Source organism: Niveibacterium sp. (assembly GCF_041909475.1).
In the GTDB taxonomy this organism is placed as follows: domain Bacteria; phylum Pseudomonadota; class Gammaproteobacteria; order Burkholderiales; family Rhodocyclaceae; genus Niveibacterium.
The window spans coordinates 20,462-42,250 of record NZ_JAYRDJ010000037.1 but is presented as its reverse complement, the minus strand read 5'-3'; the positions used below and the strand labels follow the sequence as shown (position 1 = coordinate 42,250).

20 protein-coding genes and 1 tRNA gene are annotated in these 21,789 nt (G+C 63.8%); 7 read left to right on the top strand and 14 right to left on the bottom strand.

The annotated features are described in order from the left end of the window. Window positions 1-118 precede the first annotated feature (118 nt). The 6 genes from ACE3P0_RS18240 to acs all read right to left on the bottom strand — a co-directional run bounded on the left by ACE3P0_RS18240 (window position 119) and on the right by acs (window position 8,545). Window positions 119-209 (bottom strand) — tRNA-Ser (locus ACE3P0_RS18240). A gap of 20 nt (window positions 210-229) precedes the next feature. Beyond that, window positions 230-2,293, bottom strand: a complete 2,064-nt coding sequence (locus tag ACE3P0_RS18235) for a sodium:solute symporter family protein (RefSeq protein WP_374404193.1) — start codon at window positions 2,291-2,293, stop codon at window positions 230-232. Between the two features lie 53 nt (window positions 2,294-2,346). Further along, window positions 2,347-3,825 carry a DUF294 nucleotidyltransferase-like domain-containing protein gene (locus tag ACE3P0_RS18230; protein ID WP_374404192.1) on the bottom strand — a complete coding sequence of 493 codons (1,479 nt, stop codon included), beginning with the start codon at window positions 3,823-3,825 and terminating at the stop codon, window positions 2,347-2,349. Then, window positions 3,806-5,953 carry an exonuclease domain-containing protein gene (locus ACE3P0_RS18225; RefSeq protein ID WP_374404190.1) on the bottom strand — a complete coding sequence of 716 codons (2,148 nt, stop codon included), beginning with the start codon at window positions 5,951-5,953 and terminating at the stop codon, window positions 3,806-3,808. The genes ACE3P0_RS18230 and ACE3P0_RS18225 overlap by 20 nt, the downstream gene beginning before the upstream one ends. Continuing rightward, on the bottom strand, window positions 5,950-6,321 hold the full coding sequence (locus ACE3P0_RS18220) for a response regulator (RefSeq protein WP_374404189.1): 372 nt from the start codon (window positions 6,319-6,321) through the stop codon (window positions 5,950-5,952). Before ACE3P0_RS18220 ends, ACE3P0_RS18225 begins: the two co-directional genes overlap by 4 nt. Before the next feature lie 247 nt (window positions 6,322-6,568). After that, window positions 6,569-8,545, bottom strand: coding sequence for an acetate--CoA ligase (gene acs / locus ACE3P0_RS18215; protein ID WP_374404188.1), 1,977 nt, complete (start codon window positions 8,543-8,545; stop codon window positions 6,569-6,571). Between the two features lie 246 nt (window positions 8,546-8,791). Here acs and ACE3P0_RS18210 point away from each other — a divergent pair, with 246 nt between their 5' ends. Both ACE3P0_RS18210 and ACE3P0_RS18205 read left to right on the top strand, forming a co-directional pair. Beyond that, window positions 8,792-9,352, top strand: coding sequence for a TIGR00645 family protein (locus ACE3P0_RS18210; protein WP_374404186.1), 561 nt, complete (start codon window positions 8,792-8,794; stop codon window positions 9,350-9,352). Window positions 9,353-9,374: 22 nt separating this feature from the next. Then, window positions 9,375-10,892: a fumarate hydratase gene (locus tag ACE3P0_RS18205; protein WP_374404185.1), complete on the top strand. Its 1,518-nt coding sequence runs from the start codon at window positions 9,375-9,377 to the stop codon at window positions 10,890-10,892. 75 nt (window positions 10,893-10,967) lie between these two features. On the opposite strand, the gene ACE3P0_RS18200 is transcribed toward ACE3P0_RS18205, so the two are convergent. Beyond that, on the bottom strand, window positions 10,968-12,185 hold the full coding sequence (locus tag ACE3P0_RS18200; RefSeq protein ID WP_374404184.1) for an MFS transporter: 1,218 nt from the start codon (window positions 12,183-12,185) through the stop codon (window positions 10,968-10,970). A 228-nt stretch (window positions 12,186-12,413) separates the two neighbouring features. Between ACE3P0_RS18200 and ACE3P0_RS18195 the strand changes: the two genes are divergently transcribed. Then, window positions 12,414-13,400, top strand: a complete 987-nt coding sequence (locus ACE3P0_RS18195) for a bile acid:sodium symporter family protein (protein ID WP_374404182.1) — start codon at window positions 12,414-12,416, stop codon at window positions 13,398-13,400. Between the two features lie 74 nt (window positions 13,401-13,474). Next, window positions 13,475-13,738: a hypothetical protein gene (locus ACE3P0_RS18190; protein ID WP_374404181.1), complete on the top strand. Its 264-nt coding sequence runs from the start codon at window positions 13,475-13,477 to the stop codon at window positions 13,736-13,738. A gap of 54 nt (window positions 13,739-13,792) precedes the next feature. Here the strand turns inward: ACE3P0_RS18190 and ACE3P0_RS18185 are convergent, their stop codons facing one another. The 6 genes from ACE3P0_RS18185 to argF all read right to left on the bottom strand — a co-directional run bounded on the left by ACE3P0_RS18185 (window position 13,793) and on the right by argF (window position 18,457). After that, window positions 13,793-14,113 (bottom strand): pyrimidine/purine nucleoside phosphorylase, encoded by a 321-nt coding sequence (locus ACE3P0_RS18185; protein ID WP_374404179.1) that lies wholly within the window; start codon window positions 14,111-14,113, stop codon window positions 13,793-13,795. Window positions 14,114-14,192: 79 nt separating this feature from the next. After that, complete coding sequence (locus tag ACE3P0_RS18180) at window positions 14,193-14,420, bottom strand: DUF2788 domain-containing protein (RefSeq protein WP_172204257.1); 228 nt, start codon at window positions 14,418-14,420, stop codon at window positions 14,193-14,195. A 215-nt stretch (window positions 14,421-14,635) separates the two neighbouring features. Beyond that, the gene (pfkA, locus tag ACE3P0_RS18175) at window positions 14,636-15,598 is read right to left on the bottom strand and encodes a 6-phosphofructokinase (RefSeq protein WP_374404178.1); all 963 of its coding nucleotides are present in this window, start codon (window positions 15,596-15,598) and stop codon (window positions 14,636-14,638) included. Between the two features lie 150 nt (window positions 15,599-15,748). Then, on the bottom strand, window positions 15,749-16,978 hold the full coding sequence (locus tag ACE3P0_RS18170) for an argininosuccinate synthase (protein WP_374404177.1): 1,230 nt from the start codon (window positions 16,976-16,978) through the stop codon (window positions 15,749-15,751). 153 nt (window positions 16,979-17,131) lie between these two features. Beyond that, complete coding sequence (locus ACE3P0_RS18165; protein ID WP_374404176.1) at window positions 17,132-17,509, bottom strand: VOC family protein; 378 nt, start codon at window positions 17,507-17,509, stop codon at window positions 17,132-17,134. An 18-nt stretch (window positions 17,510-17,527) separates the two neighbouring features. After that, on the bottom strand, window positions 17,528-18,457 hold the full coding sequence (gene argF, locus ACE3P0_RS18160; RefSeq protein ID WP_374404174.1) for an ornithine carbamoyltransferase: 930 nt from the start codon (window positions 18,455-18,457) through the stop codon (window positions 17,528-17,530). 310 nt (window positions 18,458-18,767) lie between these two features. On the opposite strand from argF, the gene ACE3P0_RS18155 reads away from it, so the two are divergent. Further along, complete coding sequence (locus tag ACE3P0_RS18155; protein ID WP_374404172.1) at window positions 18,768-19,046, top strand: DUF3579 domain-containing protein; 279 nt, start codon at window positions 18,768-18,770, stop codon at window positions 19,044-19,046. Window positions 19,047-19,129: 83 nt separating this feature from the next. Here the strand turns inward: ACE3P0_RS18155 and rpsT are convergent, their stop codons facing one another. Next, on the bottom strand, window positions 19,130-19,402 hold the full coding sequence (gene rpsT / locus ACE3P0_RS18150) for a 30S ribosomal protein S20 (protein WP_172204245.1): 273 nt from the start codon (window positions 19,400-19,402) through the stop codon (window positions 19,130-19,132). Window positions 19,403-19,539: 137 nt separating this feature from the next. On the opposite strand from rpsT, the gene murJ reads away from it, so the two are divergent. After that, a complete protein-coding gene (gene murJ, locus ACE3P0_RS18145; protein ID WP_374404171.1) occupies window positions 19,540-21,072 on the top strand; it encodes a murein biosynthesis integral membrane protein MurJ in 1,533 nt (510 codons plus the stop codon). 74 nt (window positions 21,073-21,146) lie between these two features. After that, window positions 21,147-21,773: a YbhB/YbcL family Raf kinase inhibitor-like protein gene (locus ACE3P0_RS18140; RefSeq protein ID WP_374404170.1), complete on the top strand. Its 627-nt coding sequence runs from the start codon at window positions 21,147-21,149 to the stop codon at window positions 21,771-21,773. Window positions 21,774-21,789 lie beyond the last annotated feature (16 nt).

Sequence of the window (21,789 nt, the reverse complement as noted above, 5' to 3'; positions counted from 1 at the left end):
GCTCGAAGCCCCGCTCATTTCGGGACCGTTAGCGGCGCCGCAATGGGCATCCGGATGATGGGTTTTATGATGGGTAAAACAAAAAAGCGCCCCGGAAGGCGCGATTTTGTTAGCACTGTGGCGGAGAGGGCGGGATTCGAACCCGCGTTAGGTTATTCACCTAAACACGCTTTCCAGGCGTGCGACTTAAACCACTCATCCACCTCTCCGTGGTGAGCCGGCGAATATATCAGAAAGCGGAGCGATTCTCCAAATCCGACGTATTGGCCGCCTCCGCCTTCTGGCGCGGTGTGCGTAGCGAGAGGACGAGGGAACGCGCGGCCGCACTGGGCTTGGGTGTAATGAGACTGACCAGCACGATCGTGATGAAGCCTGCCACGACGCCGAAGATGCCGCTGGCGATCGGGTGGATGCCCCACCACGCGTTGGCCATCGAGCCGCCGAAGAACGGGTGCGTGAGTACCGCGTAGGACAAGGTCGTCGCCAAGCCGGCGGCCATGCCGGCAATGGCGCCCCACTTGTTGGCGCGCTCCCAGAAGATGCCGAGTACCAGCGCGGGGAAGAAGCCGGCGGCGGCGATCGAGAACGCGAAGCCGACGGTGAATACGATGCTGTCCGGCCGCTGCGAGGCGAGCCACGCGGCGAGGAAGGCCACCAGCAACAGGGTCGTCTTGGAGATGACGAGGCGGCGCGGCGTGGAGGCGCGCGGGTTGATCATGCGGAAGTAGACGTCGTGCGACAGCGCGCTCGATATGGTCAGCAGCAGCCCATCCGCGGTAGATAGCGCGGCCGCGAGCCCGCCGGCCGCGACCAAGCCGGAGATGACGTAGGGCAGCCCCGCAATTTCGGGTAGCGCGAGCAGGATCACGTCGGGGTTCAGCGTGAGCTCGGCGAGCTGCAGCACGCCGTCGTGGTTGATGTCTTCGATCTTGACGAGTCCGACCTTGCCCCAGGACGCCACCCAGGCCGGCAGTTCCGCAATTGGCGAACCGACGATGCGGGTGTAGATCTCCCACTTGGCGAACACGGCGTAGGCCGGCGCGGTGAGATAGAGCAGCAGGATGAAGAACAGCGACCAGAACACCGAGCGCCGCGCGGATGCCACGCCGGGCGTGGTGTAGTAGCGCGCGAGGATGTGCGGCATGCCGGCAGTGCCCACCATCAGCACGAACACCAGCGCGAGAAAGTTGTTGCGCGCATCGGTCGTTTCCTGCCCCGAGGTTCCAGCATGGGGTTGCGCATGCGGCAAGGGTGGGCGAGCGCGCGCCAGTTCATCGCTGCGCGCACGCGACCACTGGGTATGCGCATCGAGGGTGTTGGCGGGCATCTCGCGCAGCTGCCGCTGCACCACGGCGATTTCACGCGCGGCCGCATTGGGCTGCGAGCGCAAGGCATCCAGTCTGGCTTCAGCCGATTCCCGTGCCTGCACCAGCGAACCGGGCAGCGCGGCGGTCTGCGCCTCCCGCGCCGCCGCGCGCGCCACGCGCAGCTCGCGCACCTCCATCTCGTGTGAGTCCGTAGCGAGCCGCTGCTCGACCTTCGTGAGGTCATGCAAGACCTTGCCATACATGATCTGCGGCGCGGGGATGCCGGTCACCGTCCAGGACAAGATGAACACCGGCGCAAGGTAGGCGACGATCAGCACCGCGTACTGCGTGACCTGGGTCCAGGTCACCGCCCGCATACCGCCCATGAAAGAGCACACCAGCACGCCCGCAAGGCCGACGAAGACGCCGATTTCGAACCGGATACCGGCGAAGCGGCTGGTAATGAGGCCGACGCCGTAGATCTGCGCCACCACGTAGACAAAGCTCGCCAGCACCACCGCGGCAACACCGATGAAGCGCGGCAGGTTGCCTTCGTAGCGCGCGCCAAGGAAGTCGGGAATCGTGAAGGCGCCAAAGCGACGCAGGAACGGCGCAAGCAGCAAGGCCACCAGTACGTAGCCTCCAGTCCAGCCCATCACGAAGGCGAGGCCATCGAAGCCCGAGAAATAAAGCGTGCCCGCCATGCCGATGAAGCTGGCCGCGCTCATCCAGTCCGCAGCGGTCGCCATGCCGTTGAACACCGCCGGGATGCGACGCCCTGCGACGTAGTATTCGACAACATCCGAAGTGCGGCTCGCCACGCCAATCGCCGCATACAGCACGATCGTCGCGAGCAGGAAGGTGTAGCCGATCCAGCGCGGCGGCAGCCCGGCGCGTTCCGCCCCGGCGAGGAACCCGAGGAACCCGAGCAGGCCCAGCAGGTACATCAGGTAGAGCTTGGTAAGGCGCTGGCTGTAGGGGTCCATGACGACGAGCACTCAGGTGCCGCGGGAAGCTCGCGAGTATAGGGCGGCGGCGATCACAACCGGTAATCGGCGCGCAGGCGATCTTGCAAACGGTTGGCCTGGCGGAAAGCGTGCTTCAGCACCTGGCGCTCGAGGTGGTTGATGCTGCGTACCGGGTCGATACGATTAGGAGAACCAAACTCCGCCTCACCCTTCTGGTTCTTCAGACGCAACAACTGGATGAAGTGGTAGCCATCAATCACTGCGGCAATGTCTTCACCGCCGAAAGACACATGCTGCGAGGCATCGCGCAGGCGCTGCACGGTATTGGTGGCGCGTAGCCCCTGCTCCAGCGCAAACAGCCGGGCCGCGTCGACATACGGGCGTACGCCATGCAGTTTCAAATCCAGTGTGCGGGGGTGTTCGCTGTGCTTGTCGAACACGAAATCGCGGATAAGGCCCAAAGGCGGCCTGCCCTGCAGCGCGTTGGCAGCCATCAACCGCAGGAACAAGGCGCTGCCGACGGTGTGATCGAGTAGCCAGTCGCGCAGCGATTCAGCCAGCGCCGCCTCGCCGTAAAGCGGGCGGAAGTCGAAGAAGATGCTGGCATTGAGCAACGCCACCGGCTCGGCATGCGTGATCCAGCCCAGGAAGCGCGCGCGCCATTCTTCCGCCGACAAGCACCACTTCGGGTTGCCGGCCATGATCTCGCCCTTGCAGAGCGGGAATCCGCAATCAGCCAGCGCGGCATTCACCGCCTGGGCAAACGGAAGGAACTGCGCACGCAGCGCCGCGGTGTCCGCTTCGCCGGTGGCTTCGAATAGGATGCCGTTATCCTGATCAGTGGCCAGCGTCTGTTCGAAACGCCCTTCCGAACCGAAGGCCAGCCAGCACCAGGGTACGTCCGGCAGCGTGTGCTGCGCCCGCACCAGATCGATCGCGTGCAACGCGATCAGATCGTTCAGCGATGAGATCCACTGGATCGTCTGCTCAGCCGCCATGCCCTGCGCCACCAGGCGGGCCGAGAACGCACGCACGGCGTCCGCCGCGGCGGCAAGCTGCGCGAGATCGCGTGCCGACAGCACCGCGTTGACCACCTCTTCCGACGCGATGCGCTGCGCGCTGTAGAGATCGCCGCGCGACACCACACCAGCCAGGCGGCCATTGCGATCCATCACCGTCACGTAGCGCACGTTGCGGCGCGCCATCAGCAGCACGGCCTCGTAGGCGGTTGCCTCGGCGCCCAGTTTCACCACGCCGGGTGTCATCACCTCGGTCACCGGGCGCCAGAGGTTCGCCTCTTCCGACAGCACGACCCGGCGCAGCACATCACCGAAGGTCAGGATGCCCTGCGGGATACCGTCCTCCGCAGCGATCAGCACCGAGCCGATGCGGCCCGCGTCCATCAATTCCAGTGCCTCGCGCACGCTCGCCTCGGGCGTGACCGTCACCGGCGCGCGGCGCACCAGCGTACGCAGCGGCGTGTGCAGTGAGAATGCCGTGTTCGCCGCCGCGTCCGGCGGCAACGGCGATTCAATATCGGATGCGGGCATAGAAAGTCTTTTCCGAGGCTTCGCGCGCTTCGCCAAGGGTCACGATACCGCGCTCGGCAAGCAAGGGGATCATGCGCAGGAACAGTTGCCCTGTCACCAGCGCGTCGCCCGCAGCGTCGTGGCGGTCCAGCAAGGGTACGCCGAAGCGCTCGGCGATGGCATCGAGCTTGTGGGTTTCCTGATTCGGGTGCAGCACGGCCGACAGCAAGAGTGTGTCGAGCACCGGCTGATCAAAGCGTAGGCCGGTCACCCCCTCCTTCATCTGCAGGAAGCGCATGTCGAAAGCGGCATTGTGGCCAACCAGCACCGTCTCTCGCGCAAAGGCGTGAAAGCGTGGCAGCACGGTCAGGATGTCCGGCTCGCCGCGCAAACGCTCGCGCGAGATGCCGTGGATCGCCTCGGACGCCGGATCGATCTCGCGGCGCGGATCGACCAGTTGCTCGAAGCGCTCGCCGCGCAGCAAGCGACCATTGACGATACGGATCGCGCCGATCTGGATGATCTCGTCACCGCCCGAAGGGTCGAGCCCGGTCGTCTCGGTATCGAACACGGTGTAGGCCAGCTCCGCCAGCGGGCGGTCTTCCAGCGCCCTGCCCCGTTCGCCCCACGCGAACAGGTCGAAGTCGTAGAACTCGGGGCGCGCGCCATCACTCTCCGCCCCGCTGACAAGTTCATCACCTGCACCGGCGCGCGGCAGCAGTACGCGGAACCATGAACGGGCACTGGCACGTTCGCGTCCGTAAGCGAGTTCGCCCTCATGCCGATGTAGCACTTCGCGGATCGAGCGCGGGCTCGTCTCACCGGCCAGCAGCATCGGCTCCATTTCCCACCCGGCGGCCGATTCGCTCGACAGCGCGGTGCCGCCCCAGGAAAGCTCTAGCTGCGCCATGCCGGCATCGCTGCGCAGGGCCAAGCGGACTTCGCGCGGCTCGATCGATTCGTACACTCGCTGCGCAAGCACCGTCAGCACCTGCACAATTGCAAAACTATCCACACGCAGCCAGATCTCGGCATCAAGGTCATCGAGCTTGGTCAGCATGCCGGTGCGCGCCTCGATGCGGCGCTGTGCGGCGCCCACCAGGTCGATGCCGTGCATCGCCTCAAGCGCAGTGTTTGCTCGCAGCACATCGGAGAATTCGCGCGCCGTGTCGCTCACACGTTCGGACAGCCGCACCGCCTCGTTGCGGATCACTTCGAGGAAGCGACGCTGCTGGCCCGCATCCAGATCGTCGAATTCGATCAGGTTCTCGGCCGCGGCACGAATGCTGGCAAGCCCGCCGCGCTGCGATTGGGTCAGCAGCTCGACCAGACGGTCGCGCCGTGCCGCCTGCTCCGATTCGCGCGTGATGTCTTCGGTCAGGATCAGATAACCATTGAGGCGGTCCAAGGCTGGCCGCTCGGCATCGCCGCCCAGCACAGGCGACACCCGCGCCCGGATCAGGCGGCCCGCTGCGCTCGCGGTGACAAAACTGACCACCGCGCGCCCGTTTGTACGCGCCATCTGGCGCCACAGTCGGTCGCGAGTGTGTGCGAGCAGGCGGCGGTCGAATACCGCTTCGATCGGCCGCCCAAGCCCGATCAGGCCGCCATCGCCAACGCCACCGAACAGATCTCGCGCGTGGCCGTTGTAGAGCAGGATGCGCCCTTCGCGATTGCAGGCCAGCACGCCTTGCGGCATTTCGGTAACCAGCGCCGCCAGCTGATTGCGTTCACGTTCGACGGTTGCGCGCGCTTGCTCTGCGCGCAGCTCGGCATCGCGCCGCGCGGCATCGAAAGCTACGATCAGGCGATTCACGCGGCTGGCAAGCTCGACGACTTCGGGTGCACCGCTGGGCTGAATCGCGCGACCATGTTGGCCGCCGAGCACGAGTTCAACATCGTCGGCCATATGCAACGCCGCCGGCCCGTAACGTTCGCCGAACTTCCACGCCAGCGCCGCGGCCAGCCCACTCGCCGCAAGCCCAACCAAAACGAGCAGCGGCCACTGATTACTCAGCAGGGAGACGAGCGTCGCACGCGCAGCCTCGTCGAGTTCGCTGCGTACTGCCAGCACGGAAAGCAGCACGGCCAGCAGCGGTAGCACAGCCAGCACCACGCACCACAGGATCCGCTCACGCTTCGCGCTCAAGCATCCCCCGTCGCCAGGCGCGCGACACGCTCAAGAAATTCCCGCGTCGGGAAGGGTTTGGCGAGGAAATCCGCCGCCCCGACGGCGCGCGCCTTCGCTGCATCCGCATCGCGTGCGCGAGATGCGAGCATCAACACGGGCGGCGCGAGCCGCTCCGCGCTCACCGCGCGGCAGAGCTCGAAACCATCCAGCGCGCCGCGCTGCTCATCGGCAATCACCACCACGTCCGCCGCTTCGCTGACGACCCGTTCGGGCAACTCGGCCACATCTTCAACGACGACCACGACATAGCCTGCGCGATGCAGCAGGAATTCGAGCGACACAACGATTGATTCGTCCGGATCCGCGATCAGGACACGCTTGGCCATTTGTCTCCTCCTCGCCCACTTTGCATTGAAGCGGGCTTTTGGTATCCGCCGCCATGGCGATGCCCGGACCTTCATGGCCGGGTTGGCAGCACCGGAATTGTGCGCCATCAAGCCGCTTGGCGCAGAGAAAACGAACGGTAAGGGCGTCCCCCAACGCCCTTACCGTTTCAATACCGCCGCTGCGTGGCAGCGGCGATTTCCCCTGCTAGCCAATCGGATTAGCGGCAGCACGTGGCTGCCGCATGCATCAGGCCTTGAGCTGTTCGAGGATCGCCGGGTTCTCAAGCGTGGACACGTCTTGCGTGATTTCCTCGCCCTTCGCCAGCGCACGCAGCAGGCGGCGCATGATCTTGCCGGAGCGCGTCTTCGGCAGGTTCTCGCCAAAGCGGATGTCCTTGGGCTTGGCGATCGGGCCGATTTCCTTGCCGACCCAGTCCTGCAGCTCCTTGATCATCTTCTTCGCTGCATCGCCGGTCGGGCGTTCGCCCTTGAGCACCACGAAGGCACAGATCGCCTCGCCGGTCAGCTCATCCGGGCGCCCCACCACGGCGGCTTCCGCCACCAGCGGGTTGGCGACCAGCGCGGATTCGATCTCCATCGTGCCCATGCGGTGGCCGGACACGTTCAGCACATCGTCGATACGGCCGGTGATGGTGAAGTAACCGTTGTCCTTGTCGCGGATCGCGCCGTCGCCCGCGAGGTAGTACTTGCCCTGGAAGTCCTGCGGGTAGTAGCTCTTCTTGAAGCGCTCCGGATCGCCCCAGATGGTGCGGATCATCGAGGGCCAAGGTTTCTTCACGACCAGGATGCCGCCCTGCCCCCAAGGCACATCGTTGCCGGTTTCATCGACGATTGCAGCCTGGATGCCCGGGAAGGGCAGCGTGCAGGAACCCGGCACCAACGTGGTCACACCCGGCAGCGGCGTGATCATGTGACCACCGGTTTCCGTCTGCCAGAAGGTATCGACGATCGGGCAGCGCGCGCCGCCCACGTTGTCGTAGTACCACTGCCAGGCGGCCGGGTTGATCGGCTCACCGACCGAGCCCAGCAAACGCAGGCTGTCGAGCTTGTACTTCGTCGGATGCACCGCCGGATTCACGTCCGCAGCCTTGATCAGCGACCGAATCGCGGTCGGTGCGGTGTAGAAGATCGACACCTTGTGCGACTCGATCATCTTCCAGAAACGGCCGGCATCCGGATAGGTCGGCACGCCTTCGAAGACGATCTCGGTTGCGCCGCAGGCCAGCGGGCCATAGGTGATGTAGGTGTGGCCGGTAACCCAGCCGATATCGGCGGTGCACCAGAAGACATCGTCCGGCTTGATGTCGAAGGTCCACTTCATCGTCAGCACCGCGTGGAGCAGGTAGCCGCCCGACGAATGCTGCACGCCCTTCGGCTTGCCGGTGGAGCCCGAGGTGTAGAGCAGGAACAGCGGGTGTTCCGCATCGACCCATTCCGGCTCGCAGGTCTCGCTTTGGTTGGCGATCAGTTCGTGCAACCACACGTCGCGGCCTGCCGTCATCGGGATCGACCCGCCGGTGCGCTGATACACGATCACGTTCTTGATCGACTCGCAGCCGCCCATCGCGAAGGCCTCGTCGATGATCGGCTTGAGCGGAATCGCCTTGCCGCCACGGCACTGTTCGTCCGCAGTAATCACCGCCACCGCGCCGGCATCCTGGATACGCTCCTGCACGCTCTTCGCGGAGAAGCCGCCAAACACCACCGAGTGCGTCGCACCAATCCGCGCGCAGGCCTGCATCGCAGCCACGCCTTCCACCGACATCGGCAGATAGATCAGCACGCGGTCGCCCTTCTTGATGCCGACCGACTTGAGGCCATTGGCAAACTTGCTGACCAGCGCCAGCAGCTGCTTGTAAGTGACCTTGGTGACCTTGCCGTCATCCGCTTCGAAGATGATCGCCACCTTGTCACCGAGACCCGCCTCGACGTTGCGGTCGAGGCAGTTGTAGGAGACATTCAGCTTGCCGTCTTCGAACCACTTGAAGAAGGGCGCATTCTCGGCGCCCAGCGTTTTGGTGAAGGGTTGCTTCCAGCTCAGGTGTTCGCGCGCCAGGCGGGCCCAGTAGCCTTCGTAGTCCGTCTCGGCTTCCTTGCAGAGGGCTTCGTACGCAGCCACACCGGACACGGCGGCAGCCTTGACAACCGCCTCCGACGGCGGGAATACGCGGTGTTCATGCGTTGCGGTTTCGACGTTCGACATCGCCACTAGCCTCCTCGGGTTCTGACTGGTTTGAGTGCCGTTCGGCCCATTCGAGCTGCACACTGGCAGGCGAAGCGACCCGGCTCTTATGGGTTCGAATTACATCGGCAGCGCCTTACGCAGCTCTTACATAAGACTTGGGGCTTTCCCGCACGGAGCGCTGCCGACGGCCTGCTAGAATCCATTGCTGCACTGCGGCGCCAGATCGCGCACACCACCAACCCCAAGCAATTCCTAAAAGAAACCATGAGCAACAAAGCCATCAACGCGCTTGAGAAATTCATCTTCGCCAGCCGCTGGCTACAGGCCCCGCTCTACCTGGGTCTGATCTTCGCGCAGGGCGTTTACGTCTATAAGTTCCTGCACGAGCTGTACCACCTGGTGTCGCACGCCACGTCGCTGTCCGAAGTCGAGATCATGTTGATCGTGCTCGGCCTGATCGACGTCGTGATGGTCGCAAACCTGCTGATCATGGTCACCGTGGGCGGTTACCAGACCTTCGTCTCCAAGCTCGACCTCGATGAGCATCCGGACCAACCGGAATGGCTCAGCCATGTGAACGCGGGCGTGCTGAAGATCAAACTCGCCACCGCGCTGATCGGCATATCGTCGATTCACCTGCTGAAAGTGTTCATCGACGTGGGCAACAAGATGAGCCAGGCAACCGACGCCTTCCAGCTCATGGTGATCGAGCATGGCGTGATGTACCAGATCGGCATCCATGTCACTTTCGTCATCTCCGCACTGGTGATGGCGTACACCGACCGCATCATGAACAGCACGCTGCTCATGGGCAAAGACCACTGATCAATCCGGGGGGAGAGACCATATGAGCACCATCAAGCAGAGCGACCTGATCGACAGCGTCGCTGGCGCCTTGCAGTACATCAGCTACTACCACCCGGCGGACTACATCACCAACCTCGCGCGTGCTTACGAGCTTGAAGAAAGCCCTGCCGCGAAGGACGCGATGGCGCAGATCCTGATCAACTCGCGCATGTGCGCCGAAGGCCATCGCCCGATCTGCCAGGACACCGGCATCGTTACCGTTTTCGTCAAGGTCGGCATGGACGTGCGCTGGGAAGGCTTCACCGGTTCGCTCGACGACGCGATCAACGAAGGCGTGCGTCGCGCCTATAACGATCCGGACAACAAGCTGCGCGCGTCGATCCTGCTCGATCCGGCCGGTGCCCGCAAGAACACCAAGGACAACACGCCGGCGGTGATCCACTACTCGATGGTGCCAGGTGACACGGTCGACATCACTGTCGCGGCGAAGGGCGGCGGCTCCGAGAACAAGTCGAAGATGGTGATGCTCAACCCGTCCGATTCGATCGTCGACTGGGTGCTCAAGACCGTGCCGACCATGGGGGCCGGCTGGTGCCCGCCGGGCATGCTGGGCATCGGCATCGGCGGCACGGCCGAGAAGGCTGTGCTGCTCGCCAAGGAAGCGCTGATGGACCCGATCGACATGCAGGAGCTGCTCAAGCGCGGCCCGCAGAACCGCATCGAGGAGCTGCGCGTCGAGTTGTACGAGAAGGTCAATGCGCTAGGTATTGGCGCACAGGGTCTCGGCGGCCTCACCACGGTGCTGGACGTGAAGATCCTCGACTACCCGACGCACGCCGCGTCGCTGCCGGTGGCGATGATCCCGAACTGCGCTGCGACCCGCCACGCGCACTTCGTGCTCGACGGCTCCGGCCCGGTTTTCCTCGACCCGCCCTCGCTCGCCGACTGGCCCAGCCTCACCTACGACGCATCGAAGGGCAAGCGCGTGAATCTGGATGCGGTGACCCGCGAGGAAGTCGCCTCCTGGAAGCCGGGTGACGTACTGCTGCTCAACGGCAAGATGCTCACTGGCCGCGACGCTGCCCACAAGCGCATCGTCGACATGCTCAACAAGGGCGAGCCGCTGCCGGTGGATCTGGCCGGCCGCTTCATCTACTACGTCGGCCCGGTCGACCCGGTGCGCGACGAGGCTGTCGGCCCCGCAGGCCCGACCACAGCCACGCGTATGGACAAGTTCACCGAACAGGTGCTGGCGCAAACCGGTTTGCTGGGGATGATCGGCAAAGCCGAGCGCGGCCCTGCGGCGATCGAGGCAATCAAGAAGCACAAGTCGGTTTACCTGATGGCGGTGGGCGGCGCCGCCTACCTCGTCTCGAAAGCGATCAAGACGGCCAAGGTCGTCGGTTTCGGCGACCTGGGCATGGAAGCGATCTACGAATTCGACGTGGTCGACATGCCGGTCACCGTGGCGGTCGATTCGCTGGGCACCTCGGTACACCAGACCGGCCCGGCCGAGTGGCAGGCCAAGATCGGCAAGATTCCGGTCAAGACCATCTGAACGCTTCCGCGTGGCAAACCAGGGCGGCGGGCACGCAAGTGCTCCGCCGCTTTTTTCATTGTGTTTGAGCGTCGCTCACGCCGTGGCCGACGCCTGCGCAGCACGCCGCGCTGCATGGCGATACACCAGTCCACACATCAGACTGGCCACCCCGCACGCAGCCAGCGTCACGCGAATGCCGAGCACATGGCCAAAGCTGCCGACGGCAAAGCTGCCGAGCGGCGCAACGCCCAGAAAGGCCATCGAGTACAACGCCATCACGCGGCCGCGGAAGGCGTCTTCGACTCGCGTCTGGATCAGCACATTGCTACCCGCAACCGCAAGAATCACCGCGAAGCCGACGCCCATCAGCAACAGGGTCGCGAGCCAGTGCCAAGGCGTCAGCGCAAAGCCCGCGAGGCAAGCACCCACCGCTGGCGCCGCCAGAGCCACCCAGCGCGAGATTCGGCGCGGTTCGCCGTGCGTCGCCAGCAGCAGGCTGCCAGCGAGCGAGCCAGCGCCAGCGCTGCCAACGAGAAAACCGTAGGTACGTGCGTCGCCGCCGAAGATCTCGCGCGCGAACACCGGCAGCATCACCGCGTAGGGCGTCGCCAGGAAGCTGATGCTGGCGACCAGCAGCAAGGAGCGGCGGATGAAGGGGTGCGCCACGGCGTAGGCGATGCCCTCGCGCAAGGCCTCCAGCGCCGGGGCCTGAGCACGCGGCGGCGCCGGCTCAAGGCGGATCGCCACCAGCGCCAGTAGCACGGCGAGGTACGAGGCCGCGTTCAGCACGAAGCAGGCCGTTTCACCGAAGGCCGCGACGACGATGCCGGCCAACGCCGGCCCGACGAAGCGGCCGCCGTTCATCAGCATCGAATTCAGCGCGATCGCATTCGGCAGATGTTCCGGATCGTCGACGAGTTGCACCGCGATCGCCTGCCGCACCGGCACATCCAGTGCATTGACGCAGCCAAGCAGGAAGGCCAGACCAATCAGCAATCCTGGCGTCACCATGCCGAAACCGGCAAGCACCGCCAACAGCACCGCCTGAAGCATCGCAACCGCCTGCGTCCAGATCATCAGGCGGCGGCGGTCGAGCCGATCGACCCACACGCCGCCAAACGATCCGAACACCAGGATCGGGATCTGGCTGGCGAAGCCGATCGTGCCGAGCACGAAGGCCGAGTTCGATAAACGGTAGGCGAGCCAGATCATCGCGATCTGCTGCATCCATGTGCCCGCCAGCGAGATCAGCTGGCCAGCGAAGTAGAGGCGGTAGTTACGCGAATTCAGCGCGCGAAGGAATGCAGGCACGGTGCGTCCAGACTGGCCGCGGCGCAGATCGCTGCGGCATCGCAGTTGTGACCTTGCATTGTCCCCCAGGTTTCACGCCGCCAATTTGCTCTACCTGAACGACGGCGCTTCTCCGACGCAAACCGCCTCGTCGCCGAACGCCTCGATCGCTCGCTTGCGCGACAATTCGATCCACTTGCGAATGCGAACGTGCGCCGCCCGACCGGCGCACACGATCGAAGGATATTCATGCTGGCCCGCCTCAGACGTTTCGGAATCGACGGATTCCTGTTCAGCCTCATCGCAGCGGTCGCGCTGGCCTCGCTCTGGCCGGCGCTGCTGAAGACCGGCGGACTGATTCACATCGATGTCTTCACCACCTACGGCGTAGCGCTGGTATTCCTGCTCTACGGCCTGACCCTGTCGCCGCAGAAGATGCGCGAAGGCATCGTCAACTGGCGCCTGCATCTGCTGGCGCAGGCCTCGACCTTCCTGCTGTTCCCGCTGCTCGGCATCGGCTTCCACCAGCTTTTTGGGCGGCAGCTCGACCCGGCGCTGACGCTCGGCGTGTTCTACCTGTGCGCCCTGCCCTCCACGGTATCGTCCTCCGTCGCGATGACCTCGATCGCGCGCGGCAACGTGCCGGGGGCAATCTTCAATGCCAGCCTTTCCAGCCTGATCGGCGTCTTCATCACGCCGCTGTGGATCAACGCCTACCTGCATGCACAAGGCAGCGGCATGGCGCTCGGCCCCGTCATTCTGAAGATCGTGCTGCTGGTGCTATTGCCGATCGTGCTCGGCCAGCTGCTACGCCCCTTCGTGCTGCGCTGGGTCGAGGCGCACCTCGCGGCGGCGAAGTTGCTCGACCGCGCCACGATCCTCGCGATCGTCGCCAACTCCTTCGCCGACTCGGTCGCCGAGGGCGTGTGGGCGGCTCACGGTTTGCGCACGCTGCTGCTGATCGCCTTGATTTCGGTGGTCTTGTTCGCGTTGATGTTCGCGCTGACGAGCCTGCTGTGCCGAAGCTTTGGCTTCAGCCGGGAGGATCGCATCGCGGCCATATTCTGTGGCTCGAAGAAGTCGCTCGCGAGCGGCGTGCCGATGGCCAAGATCATGTTCGGCAGCAACCCGGCCCTTGGCCTGATCATCGCGCCGATCATGCTGTTTCATCTGCTGCAGTTGATCATGGTCAGCGTGATTGCCCGACGCTTCGCCGCTGAGCTCACAAAAGCCTGAAGCGGCCTTGCCGCGCGCCGACGGGCTTGCCAGAATCGGGGCGCAGCCGCACTCACCCGCCGGGAGGCATCAGCATGGCACTACGCTACATGGTCATCGAGTTCATCGACGGCAAGAAGGAGACCTTCACCTTCCCGGAGCAGCTTGAATCCGAGGCAGGCAAGAAGGTCGGCATCGAGCGTTGCCTGCAAAGCCCCTGGATCATCGTGGAGACGGAGAGCACCGTGCTCGCCTTCCCCGTCGCCAACATCAAGTGCGTGCAGTTTTCAGGTGCGATCGACGACCGGCACGCTCTGCCGCTGCCGGCCGTTACGATCCGCGGCGCCGAGCAGCGTTAAGCCCCAGCCCGGGTAGTGCCGCCCGCCCCGCGTTGCACGGGGCGGTCAAAAATATCAGCCGAAGTGGCAGACGTAGTGCAGGGTTTCCAGCGTTTCGATATCGAAACTGCTGTTGCCGGGCACATTGAACGACTGCCCCGCAGCGTATTCCACCGCAGCCGTGGCGCCGGCCAGCTTCACACGGCAGCGCCCGTCGATCACTTCCATGATTTCCGGTGCGCCGGTATTGAAGGTCAGGCTGGACGGCAAAATCACGCCGACCGACTTGCGCGTGCCGTCGGCAAATTGCACCGTGTGGCTGACGCACTTGCCATCGAAGTAGACATTGGCTTTCTTGACGACGGATACACCGTCGAACTGATCCGCTGCAGACATCAGACTCTCCGAATTGAGCTGGAAATGAAAAAGGCCACGGATTATAGCCGTGGCCTCTCGTCGTCCTGCGGAATGGGCGTTACTCGATGCCCAGGACCTTCGCAATCACCGACTTTGCCATGAAGCCGAACATGCCGGTGCCAAGCGCAAAAAACAGCACTGCAGTGCCAACCTTGCCCGCTTTCGACTCGCGCGCAAGATTCCAGATGATGAAGAACATGTAGGCGATCAACGCGGTCAGGAAGAACTTGAGCGACAAGTCCTCGAACTGCGCGACGGTCAGACCGAACAGGGTGACGGTTTCCATGGGCTCTCTGATTATGGGATTTGTCCAAACCCAAGCTCCATGAACCGGCTTTGGGCAAATTCCGACGGGCGCGATTCTACCCAGCACGCCCGCACCGCACAATAAGAAAATTGCCTACATTTCAGCAACTTGGGCTGACACCTCGCTGACAATTCACGCAGCGCCAGAAAGACAAAAGCCGCCCGAAGGCGGCTTCTTAGTGGCGCAATGCCGTGTCAGAACAGCTTGGCGCTCAGGTCGAACAGTTCCTGGTTGAACGGGCGCTTCATGTTCTCGATGCAGTCAACGATGTCGTGGTGCACCATTTCGTTGTGCTGCAAGCCGATGCAGCGGCCGCCATGCCCTTGCAGCAGCAGCTCGACGGCAAACGCCCCCATGCGGCTGGCAAGCAAGCGATCGCGCGCCGTCGGCGAACCGCCGCGCTGGATGTGGCCAAGGATCGTGGCGCGAGTCTCCAGTTCGGTGCGCTCCTCGATCTCCTTCGCCAGCGCGTTCACGTCGGTCACGTGTTCGCAGATCACGACCAGCGCATGGCGCTTGCCGCGCGCAATACCGGCTTCGATTTGCGACAGCAGCGAAGCCTTGTCGAAGGGCTGCTCCGGCACCACGACGAACTCAGCACCGCCGGCCACTGCAGCCGACATCGCGAGGTCACCGCAGTGACGGCCCATCACCTCAACCACCGAGATGCGCTTGTGTGAGCTGGAGGTATCGCGCAAGCGGTCGATCGCTTCGAGAATCACGTTCAGCGCGGTATCGAAGCCGATCGTGAAATCAGTGCCCGCGATGTCATTGTCGATCGTGCCCGGCAGGCCGATGCAGGGGTAGCCCATTTCGGTGAGCTTCTTCGCCCCCATGTAGGAGCCGTCACCACCGATCACGACCAGTGCGTCGATCGCGTGCTTCTTCAGGTTCTGGATCGCCTCGCGACGCACCGACTCTTCCTTGAAGGCAGGGAAGCGGGCCGAGCCGAGGAATGTGCCGCCACGGTTGATGACGTCCGACACGCTGTAGCGCTCGAGCTTCTCGATGCGGTCCTGGTGCAAACCGAGGTAACCGTCGTGAATGCCGTAGACCTCGAGCCCGCTGGACAAGCCCGCGCGTACCACGGCGCGGATCGCCGCGTTCATGCCGGGCGAATCGCCACCGCTGGTCAGGACACCGATTTTCTTGATCATGCTGCGCCTCATTCTTGAACGAATCTAGGGGGTCAATTCGGGGGTCAATCCGTCTGACGCTGCCCGGCGGGGTGCTTCCACCGCTCTTGGCAGCGAGCGCGGCCTTGAAACGCAAGGGCCGCCCTAAGGCGGCCCGCACTACTTCAAAGCTCAGGCACCGCGCTTGCGACGCGCATTTTCCGCGATCCGCATACGCAAAGCATTGAGCTTGATGAAACCTCCTGCATCGGCCTGGTTGTAAGCACCGCCATCGTCGTCGAAAGTCGCGATGGTTTGATCGAACAGGGTGTCCTTGGAATCCCGCGCCACCACCGACACCGATCCCTTGTAGAGCTTCACGCGCACCCAGCCATTCACGTTGGTCTGGGTATGGTCGATCAGCACCTGCAGCGCGCGGCGTTCCGGCGCCCACCAGTAACCGTTATAGATCAGGCTGGCATAGCGCGGCATCAGGTCATCCTTCAGATGCGCGACTTCGCGGTCGAGCGTGATCGACTCGATGCCACGGTGCGCCTTGAGGAGAATCGTACCTCCCGGGGTTTCATAGCAGCCGCGCGACTTCATGCCGACATAGCGGTTCTCGACCAGATCCAGACGGCCAATGCCGTGCTTGCCGCCCAGCTCGTTGAGCTTGGCCAGCACTTCGTGTGCGGCAAGGCGGGTTCCGTTGATCGCCACGACGTCGCCGCGCTCGAATTCCAGATCGACGTACTCGGGCGCGTCCGGTGCCGCTTCCGGCGACACGGTCCAGCGCCACATCGATTCTTCAGCTTCGTTCTTCGGGTCTTCCAGATGGCGACCTTCGAACGAAATGTGCAGCAGGTTAGCGTCCATCGAATACGGCGCGCCACCGTTCTTGTGCTTCATCTCGACCGGGATGCCGTGCTTCTCGGCGTAAGCCAGGAGCTTCTCGCGCGACAGCAGATCCCACTCGCGCCACGGCGCAATGACCTTGACGTTCGGCATCAGCGCGTAGGCGCCCAGCTCGAAACGAACCTGGTCGTTGCCCTTCCCCGTTGCGCCGTGGGAGATCGTGTCCGCGCCGGTCTGGCGTGCGATGTCGATCAGGCGTTTGGCGATCAGCGGGCGTGCGATCGAGGTACCGAGCAGGTACTCGCCTTCATACACGGTGTTGCAGCGGAACATCGGGAACACGAAATCGCGGACAAACTCTTCGCGCAGATCGTCGATGAAGATGTTTTCCGGCTTGATGCCGAACTTCAGCGCCTTGGTACGCGCCGGCTCCAGCTCTTCGCCCTGCCCCAGGTCGGCGGTGAAGGTCACCACTTCGCACTGATAGGTGTCCTGCAACCACTTCAGGATGACCGACGTGTCCAGGCCACCGGAGTAGGCCAGAACGACTTTCTTCGCTTCACTCATTTCAGTTCCTCGATGATTCCGACGCATCACCCACCAGCAGGCTCGAAGTGGTGCATACAGGCCGGGTAGGTCACCGTTCGCGCCGAGCGTGCCGATGCGCGAACAGGATCCAGCACAGCCCCCGCCCGGCGTTCGGGGGCCCGATCAATCTTGTTACTCAGGGTCGTGGCATACCGCCTCGACGTTGTTGCCCTCTGGGTCGATCACGAAGGCGCCGTAGTAGTCCGGATGGTAGTGCGCACGCAGGCCGGGCGCGCCGTTGTCACGCGCACCGGCCGCCATCGCCGCGGCGTAGAAGGCATTGACTGCGGCCCGGTTCGGCGCCCGCCAAGCGAGATGGCAACGCGTTGTCGCATCCGGCGCTCCAACAAACCAGGTATCGATCTTGCTGTCACAGGCAAAGCCCAACACACGGACCCCGTCATGCACCGCATCGTAAGCCGGCACGTAGCCGAGTGGCGCCAGCGCCGCCGCGTAGAACGACTTGGTGCGCTCGATATCCGTTACACGAAAGGTCATGTGATCGATCATGGTGCAGCCTCCGTCCGCTTACTTGCCGTCAACCCGCCCCATCACGAGGTACTCAAGCAGCGCTTTCTGCGCATGCAGGCGGTTTTCCGCCTCGTCCCAAACCACGCTTTGCGGCCCGTCGATCACTTCGGCCGAGACTTCCTCGCCCCGATGCGCCGGCAGGCAGTGCATGAACAGCGCACCACGATTAGCCACGCGCATCATGTCGGCGTCCACCTGCCAGTCGGCGAAGGCTTTGATCCGCGCTTCGTTCTCCGCCTCGAAACCCATCGAGGTCCACACATCGGTCGTAATCAGATCGGCGCCGCGCGCCGCTTCCATCGGATCGGCGAACTGTTCGAAGTGGCCGGTGCCGTAGAGGTTCGCGCGCTCGGGCTCGACCTCGTAACCGGGCGGCGTCGACACGCGCACGTTGAAATCCAGCACCTCGGCGGCCTGCAACCAGGTGTTGCAGACGTTGTTGGAGTCGCCGATCCAGGCCACCGTCTTACCCTGGATCGGGCCACGCTGCTCGATCCAGGTGTAGATGTCCGCCATGATCTGGCACGGGTGGTATTCGTTGGTCAGGCCGTTGATGACCGGCACGCGCGAGTTGGCCGCGAAGCGCTCGACGATGCCCTGCTCGAAGGTGCGGATCATCACCACGTCCGACATGCGCGACATGACCTGCGCGGCATCTTCCACCGGTTCGCCACGCCCCAGTTGCGAGTCACGCGTATTCAAATAGATCGCCGAGCCACCCAGCTGGAACATGCCGGCCTCGAAGGACAGCCGCGTACGCGTACTGGCCTTCTCGAAAATCATCACCAGCGTGCGGTCGAACAAGGGGTGGTAGGGCTGGTAGCGCTTGAACTTGTCCTTGATCCAGCGTGTCCGCTCGAAGAGGTAATCGAACTCTTCACGCGAAAAGTCGTTGAACTGAAGAAAGTGCCTGGGCGCAGTCGCCATCATCATCTCGCTCGGCCGCGATCGGTTTCGCGCGCGGCCCCGTTGGTCATGCAGTGGGTGGTGCGTTGCTGTGAGTACTCGATGCGATCGCGTCAGGCTGACGTCAGCCGCATAGAGGAACCTTCAATTTTACGGCAGCCGTCAAATCACGTCGACCCAATGGAACTTTCTGCCGCAACACCGATTGCAGCCCATACGCCACCGTCCGGCTTTGGCGCCCTCGCCCGCTCTGCTAGAATCCGCGCCACACAACGTTTCAGACCGGTAGTTCAGCGGGGCCAAAAACCCTCGTCAGGCCCCGGAGCACGCCATGTCGATTGAGAGTTTCGTGATCGTCGGCCTCACGCGTGAGGGCCGAAAATTCCGCCCGAGCGACTGGGCAGACCGCCTGTGCGGCATCATGTCGGCCTTCGGCGCCGAAAAGCGCATGCGCTACTCGCCGTATGTGCGCCCCGGCTGCACGCTGGGCGGCGAGAAGTGTGTCGTCGTCGACAAGCGCCTGCACGAACTCGAACCGCTCGCCTATAACTTTCTCGTCAACTTCGCAAAGGACAACGACCTTCAGGTCGATCCGCTCGCCGACGAGTAAGCTCAAGCACCCCGCCCAAAGCGAGGCACAAAAGAAAACGGCTTCCCGCGGGAAGCCGTTTTTCATGCCAGATCAGCAAGAACTCAGGCGGTAGCGCCCAGCGCCTTGATCGCAGCCGACAGACGCGACTTGTGACGGGCAGCCTTGTTCTTGTGGATGATCTTCTTGTCAGCGATCGAATCGATGGTGCTCATCGACTGGTCGAAGACTTGCTTTGCAGCTGCCTGATCGCCCGCGTCGATGGCCTTACGAACCGCCTTGATCGCGGTGCGCAGGCGGGAACGGAGGCTGGCGTTGTGAGCTCGCGCCTTGAGCGCCTGGCGCGCGCGTTTGCGGGCTTGTACCGAGTTGGCCATGTTGGAACGTCCAGTTAGTATTCGTACAGAAAGCCGGCGATTTTAACGACCTTCTGCAAATTAGGCAAGCACTTAAGTTGCCCCGGACATGCTCGGGTGGCTATCATCCCCCGCTCAGCTTCCCTCCGGCATATTCAGTGAATCTCCTCAAGGCTCTTGCGACGGTCAGCGGCATGACCCTGCTGTCGCGCATCCTCGGTTTCGTTCGGGACTTTGTCATCGCGCGCGCCTTTGGCGCCGGCATTGCGACCGACGCCTTCTTCGTCGCCTTCCGCCTCCCCAACCTGCTCCGCCGTCTGTTCGCGGAAGGCGCGTTCTCGCAGGCCTTCGTGCCGATCCTGTCGGAATACAAGAACCGCCGCTCCGAGGAAGACACCCGCGCGCTGGTCGACCATGTGGCGACGCTGCTCGGCATTGCGGTGGCCCTGGTGGCGCTGCTGGGCGTGATATTCGCGCCGGCGGTGATCCTGATTTCGGCGCCGGGCTTCGCGAAGAATGCCGACAAGTTCGCGCTGACCGTCGAGCTCACCCGTATCACCTTCCCGTACATCCTGTTCATGGCGCTGGTGGCACTCGCCGGCGGCATCCTGAATGCATGGAGCCGCTTCTCGGTACCGGCCTTCACGCCGGTCTTGCTGAACGTCGCGTTCATCGTGATGGCGCTATTCGCCGCGCCCTACTTCGATCCGCCGGTCATCGCGCTGGGCTGGGCGGTGTTCCTCGGCGGCATCCTGCAGCTGGCCTTTCAGGTGCCGGCGCTGAAGAAGATCGACATGTTGCCGCGCTTCCGGCCGGACTGGTCCGACCCGGGTGTGCGCCGCGTACTCAAATTGATGGCGCCGGCAACGCTGGGGGTTTCGGTCGCGCAGATCAGCCTGCTCATCAACACCATCTTCGCGTCCTTCCTGCCGACCGGTTCGGTTTCGTGGCTTTACTATGCCGACCGCCTGATGGAATTCCCGTCCGGCATGCTGGGCGTGGCGCTCGGTACGATCCTGCTGCCCAGCCTCTCGAAACTGCATGCCAAGGGCGAGCACGACGAGTTCGCGGCCCTGCTCGACTGGGGCCTGCGACTGGCGCTGTTGCTCACACTGCCTGCGGTGGTGGGGATTGCGATTCTCGCTGTGCCACTGGTGACCACGCTGTTCCACCACGGCGCCTTCTCGACCAACGACGTGATGCAGACTCGCTCGGCGCTGACTGCATACGCGGTGGGCCTCTCCGGCATCATTCTGGTGAAGATCCTGGCGCCGGCCTTCTATTCGCGGCAGGACATCAAGACACCGGTGAAGATCGCGTTGTTGACGCTATGTGTGACGCAGGCACTTAACCTTGCCTTCATCGGGCCGTTGAAGCACGCAGGGCTCGCGCTGTCGATCGGTCTGGCGGCAACGTTGAATGCGGCGCTGTTGTTCCACGGCCTGCGCAGCCGCGGCATCTTCAAACCGCAACCGGGCTGGGGCCGCTTTGCAATCCGGCAAGCCGGCGGGCTGGTGGTGATGGCGATCGTGCTATGGGTCGGCATGGGCAGCGAGCAACACTGGCTCGAAATGCACGGTCTGCAGCGCGTACTGTGGCTGACAGCGGTGGTATGCGGCGGAGCCGCGAGCTACTTTGTCACCTTGTTTGCGCTCGGCTTCCGCGTCGCGGACTTCCGTCGGCGCACCTAAGCTGCAATGAACAGCGTCGGAAACTCGCGCCGGTAGTCGCTCGCTGCCGGCGCAATGTCACCAGGGAGGCACCCATGAAGCTCTGGAGTAACAGCATTCGCGACGGCGCACCGATTCCGGGCGAATTCGCCTTCGCCGTTCCGGCCTCGGCCGGCCATGTCGCGCTGTCGGCCAACCGCAACCCGCACCTTGCCTGGTCGGGCGCACCTGCGGGCACCCGTTCGTATGCGCTGATCTGCCACGACCCGGACGTGCCAAGCCGCGGTGACGATGTGAATCAGGAAGGCCGCAGCGTGCCGATCACGCTGCCGCGGGTGGATTTTTTTCACTGGGTGCTGATCGACATCCCGGTCGGCATCGACGAGATCGCCGCCGGCAGCTTCAGTGACGGCGTGGTGGCACGCGGCAAACCCAGCGCCGGCCCGCTCGACACCCGCCAGGGGCTGAACGACTACACCGGCTGGTTTGCGGGCGACGCCGACATGGGCGGCGACTATCACGGCTACGACGGCCCCTGCCCGCCGTGGAACGACGAACTGCCGCACCGTTACATCTTCACGCTGTACGCGCTCGACATCGATCGCGTGCCGGTAGACGGCCGCTTCGGCGGCGCCGATGTACGCGCAGCGATTGCCCAACACATCCTCGCGCAGGCCTCATTCACCGGCCGCTACACGCTCAACCCCGCAGTCCGCCTCTAGACTGACACACACGGGA

Coding starts and splice junctions, on each gene's coding strand:
- acs (WP_374404188.1), bottom strand. CDS start 8,545: ATGTCGAACGTCGAAACCGCAACGCATGAACACCGCGTATTCCCGCCG.
- ACE3P0_RS18205 (WP_374404185.1), top strand. CDS start 9,375: ATGAGCACCATCAAGCAGAGCGACCTGATCGACAGCGTCGCTGGCGCC.
- ACE3P0_RS18140 (WP_374404170.1), top strand. CDS start 21,147: ATGAAGCTCTGGAGTAACAGCATTCGCGACGGCGCACCGATTCCGGGC.
- argF (WP_374404174.1), bottom strand. CDS start 18,457: ATGGCGACTGCGCCCAGGCACTTTCTTCAGTTCAACGACTTTTCGCGT.
- ACE3P0_RS18180 (WP_172204257.1), bottom strand. CDS start 14,420: ATGGAAACCGTCACCCTGTTCGGTCTGACCGTCGCGCAGTTCGAGGAC.
- ACE3P0_RS18155 (WP_374404172.1), top strand. CDS start 18,768: ATGTCGATTGAGAGTTTCGTGATCGTCGGCCTCACGCGTGAGGGCCGA.
- pfkA (WP_374404178.1), bottom strand. CDS start 15,598: ATGATCAAGAAAATCGGTGTCCTGACCAGCGGTGGCGATTCGCCCGGC.
- ACE3P0_RS18220 (WP_374404189.1), bottom strand. CDS start 6,321: ATGGCCAAGCGTGTCCTGATCGCGGATCCGGACGAATCAATCGTTGTG.
- ACE3P0_RS18230 (WP_374404192.1), bottom strand. CDS start 3,825: ATGCCCGCATCCGATATTGAATCGCCGTTGCCGCCGGACGCGGCGGCG.
- rpsT (WP_172204245.1), bottom strand. CDS start 19,402: ATGGCCAACTCGGTACAAGCCCGCAAACGCGCGCGCCAGGCGCTCAAG.
- ACE3P0_RS18195 (WP_374404182.1), top strand. CDS start 12,414: ATGCTGGCCCGCCTCAGACGTTTCGGAATCGACGGATTCCTGTTCAGC.
- ACE3P0_RS18210 (WP_374404186.1), top strand. CDS start 8,792: ATGAGCAACAAAGCCATCAACGCGCTTGAGAAATTCATCTTCGCCAGC.
- ACE3P0_RS18165 (WP_374404176.1), bottom strand. CDS start 17,509: ATGATCGATCACATGACCTTTCGTGTAACGGATATCGAGCGCACCAAG.
- ACE3P0_RS18170 (WP_374404177.1), bottom strand. CDS start 16,978: ATGAGTGAAGCGAAGAAAGTCGTTCTGGCCTACTCCGGTGGCCTGGAC.
- ACE3P0_RS18190 (WP_374404181.1), top strand. CDS start 13,475: ATGGCACTACGCTACATGGTCATCGAGTTCATCGACGGCAAGAAGGAG.
- ACE3P0_RS18235 (WP_374404193.1), bottom strand. CDS start 2,293: ATGGACCCCTACAGCCAGCGCCTTACCAAGCTCTACCTGATGTACCTG.
- ACE3P0_RS18185 (WP_374404179.1), bottom strand. CDS start 14,113: ATGTCTGCAGCGGATCAGTTCGACGGTGTATCCGTCGTCAAGAAAGCC.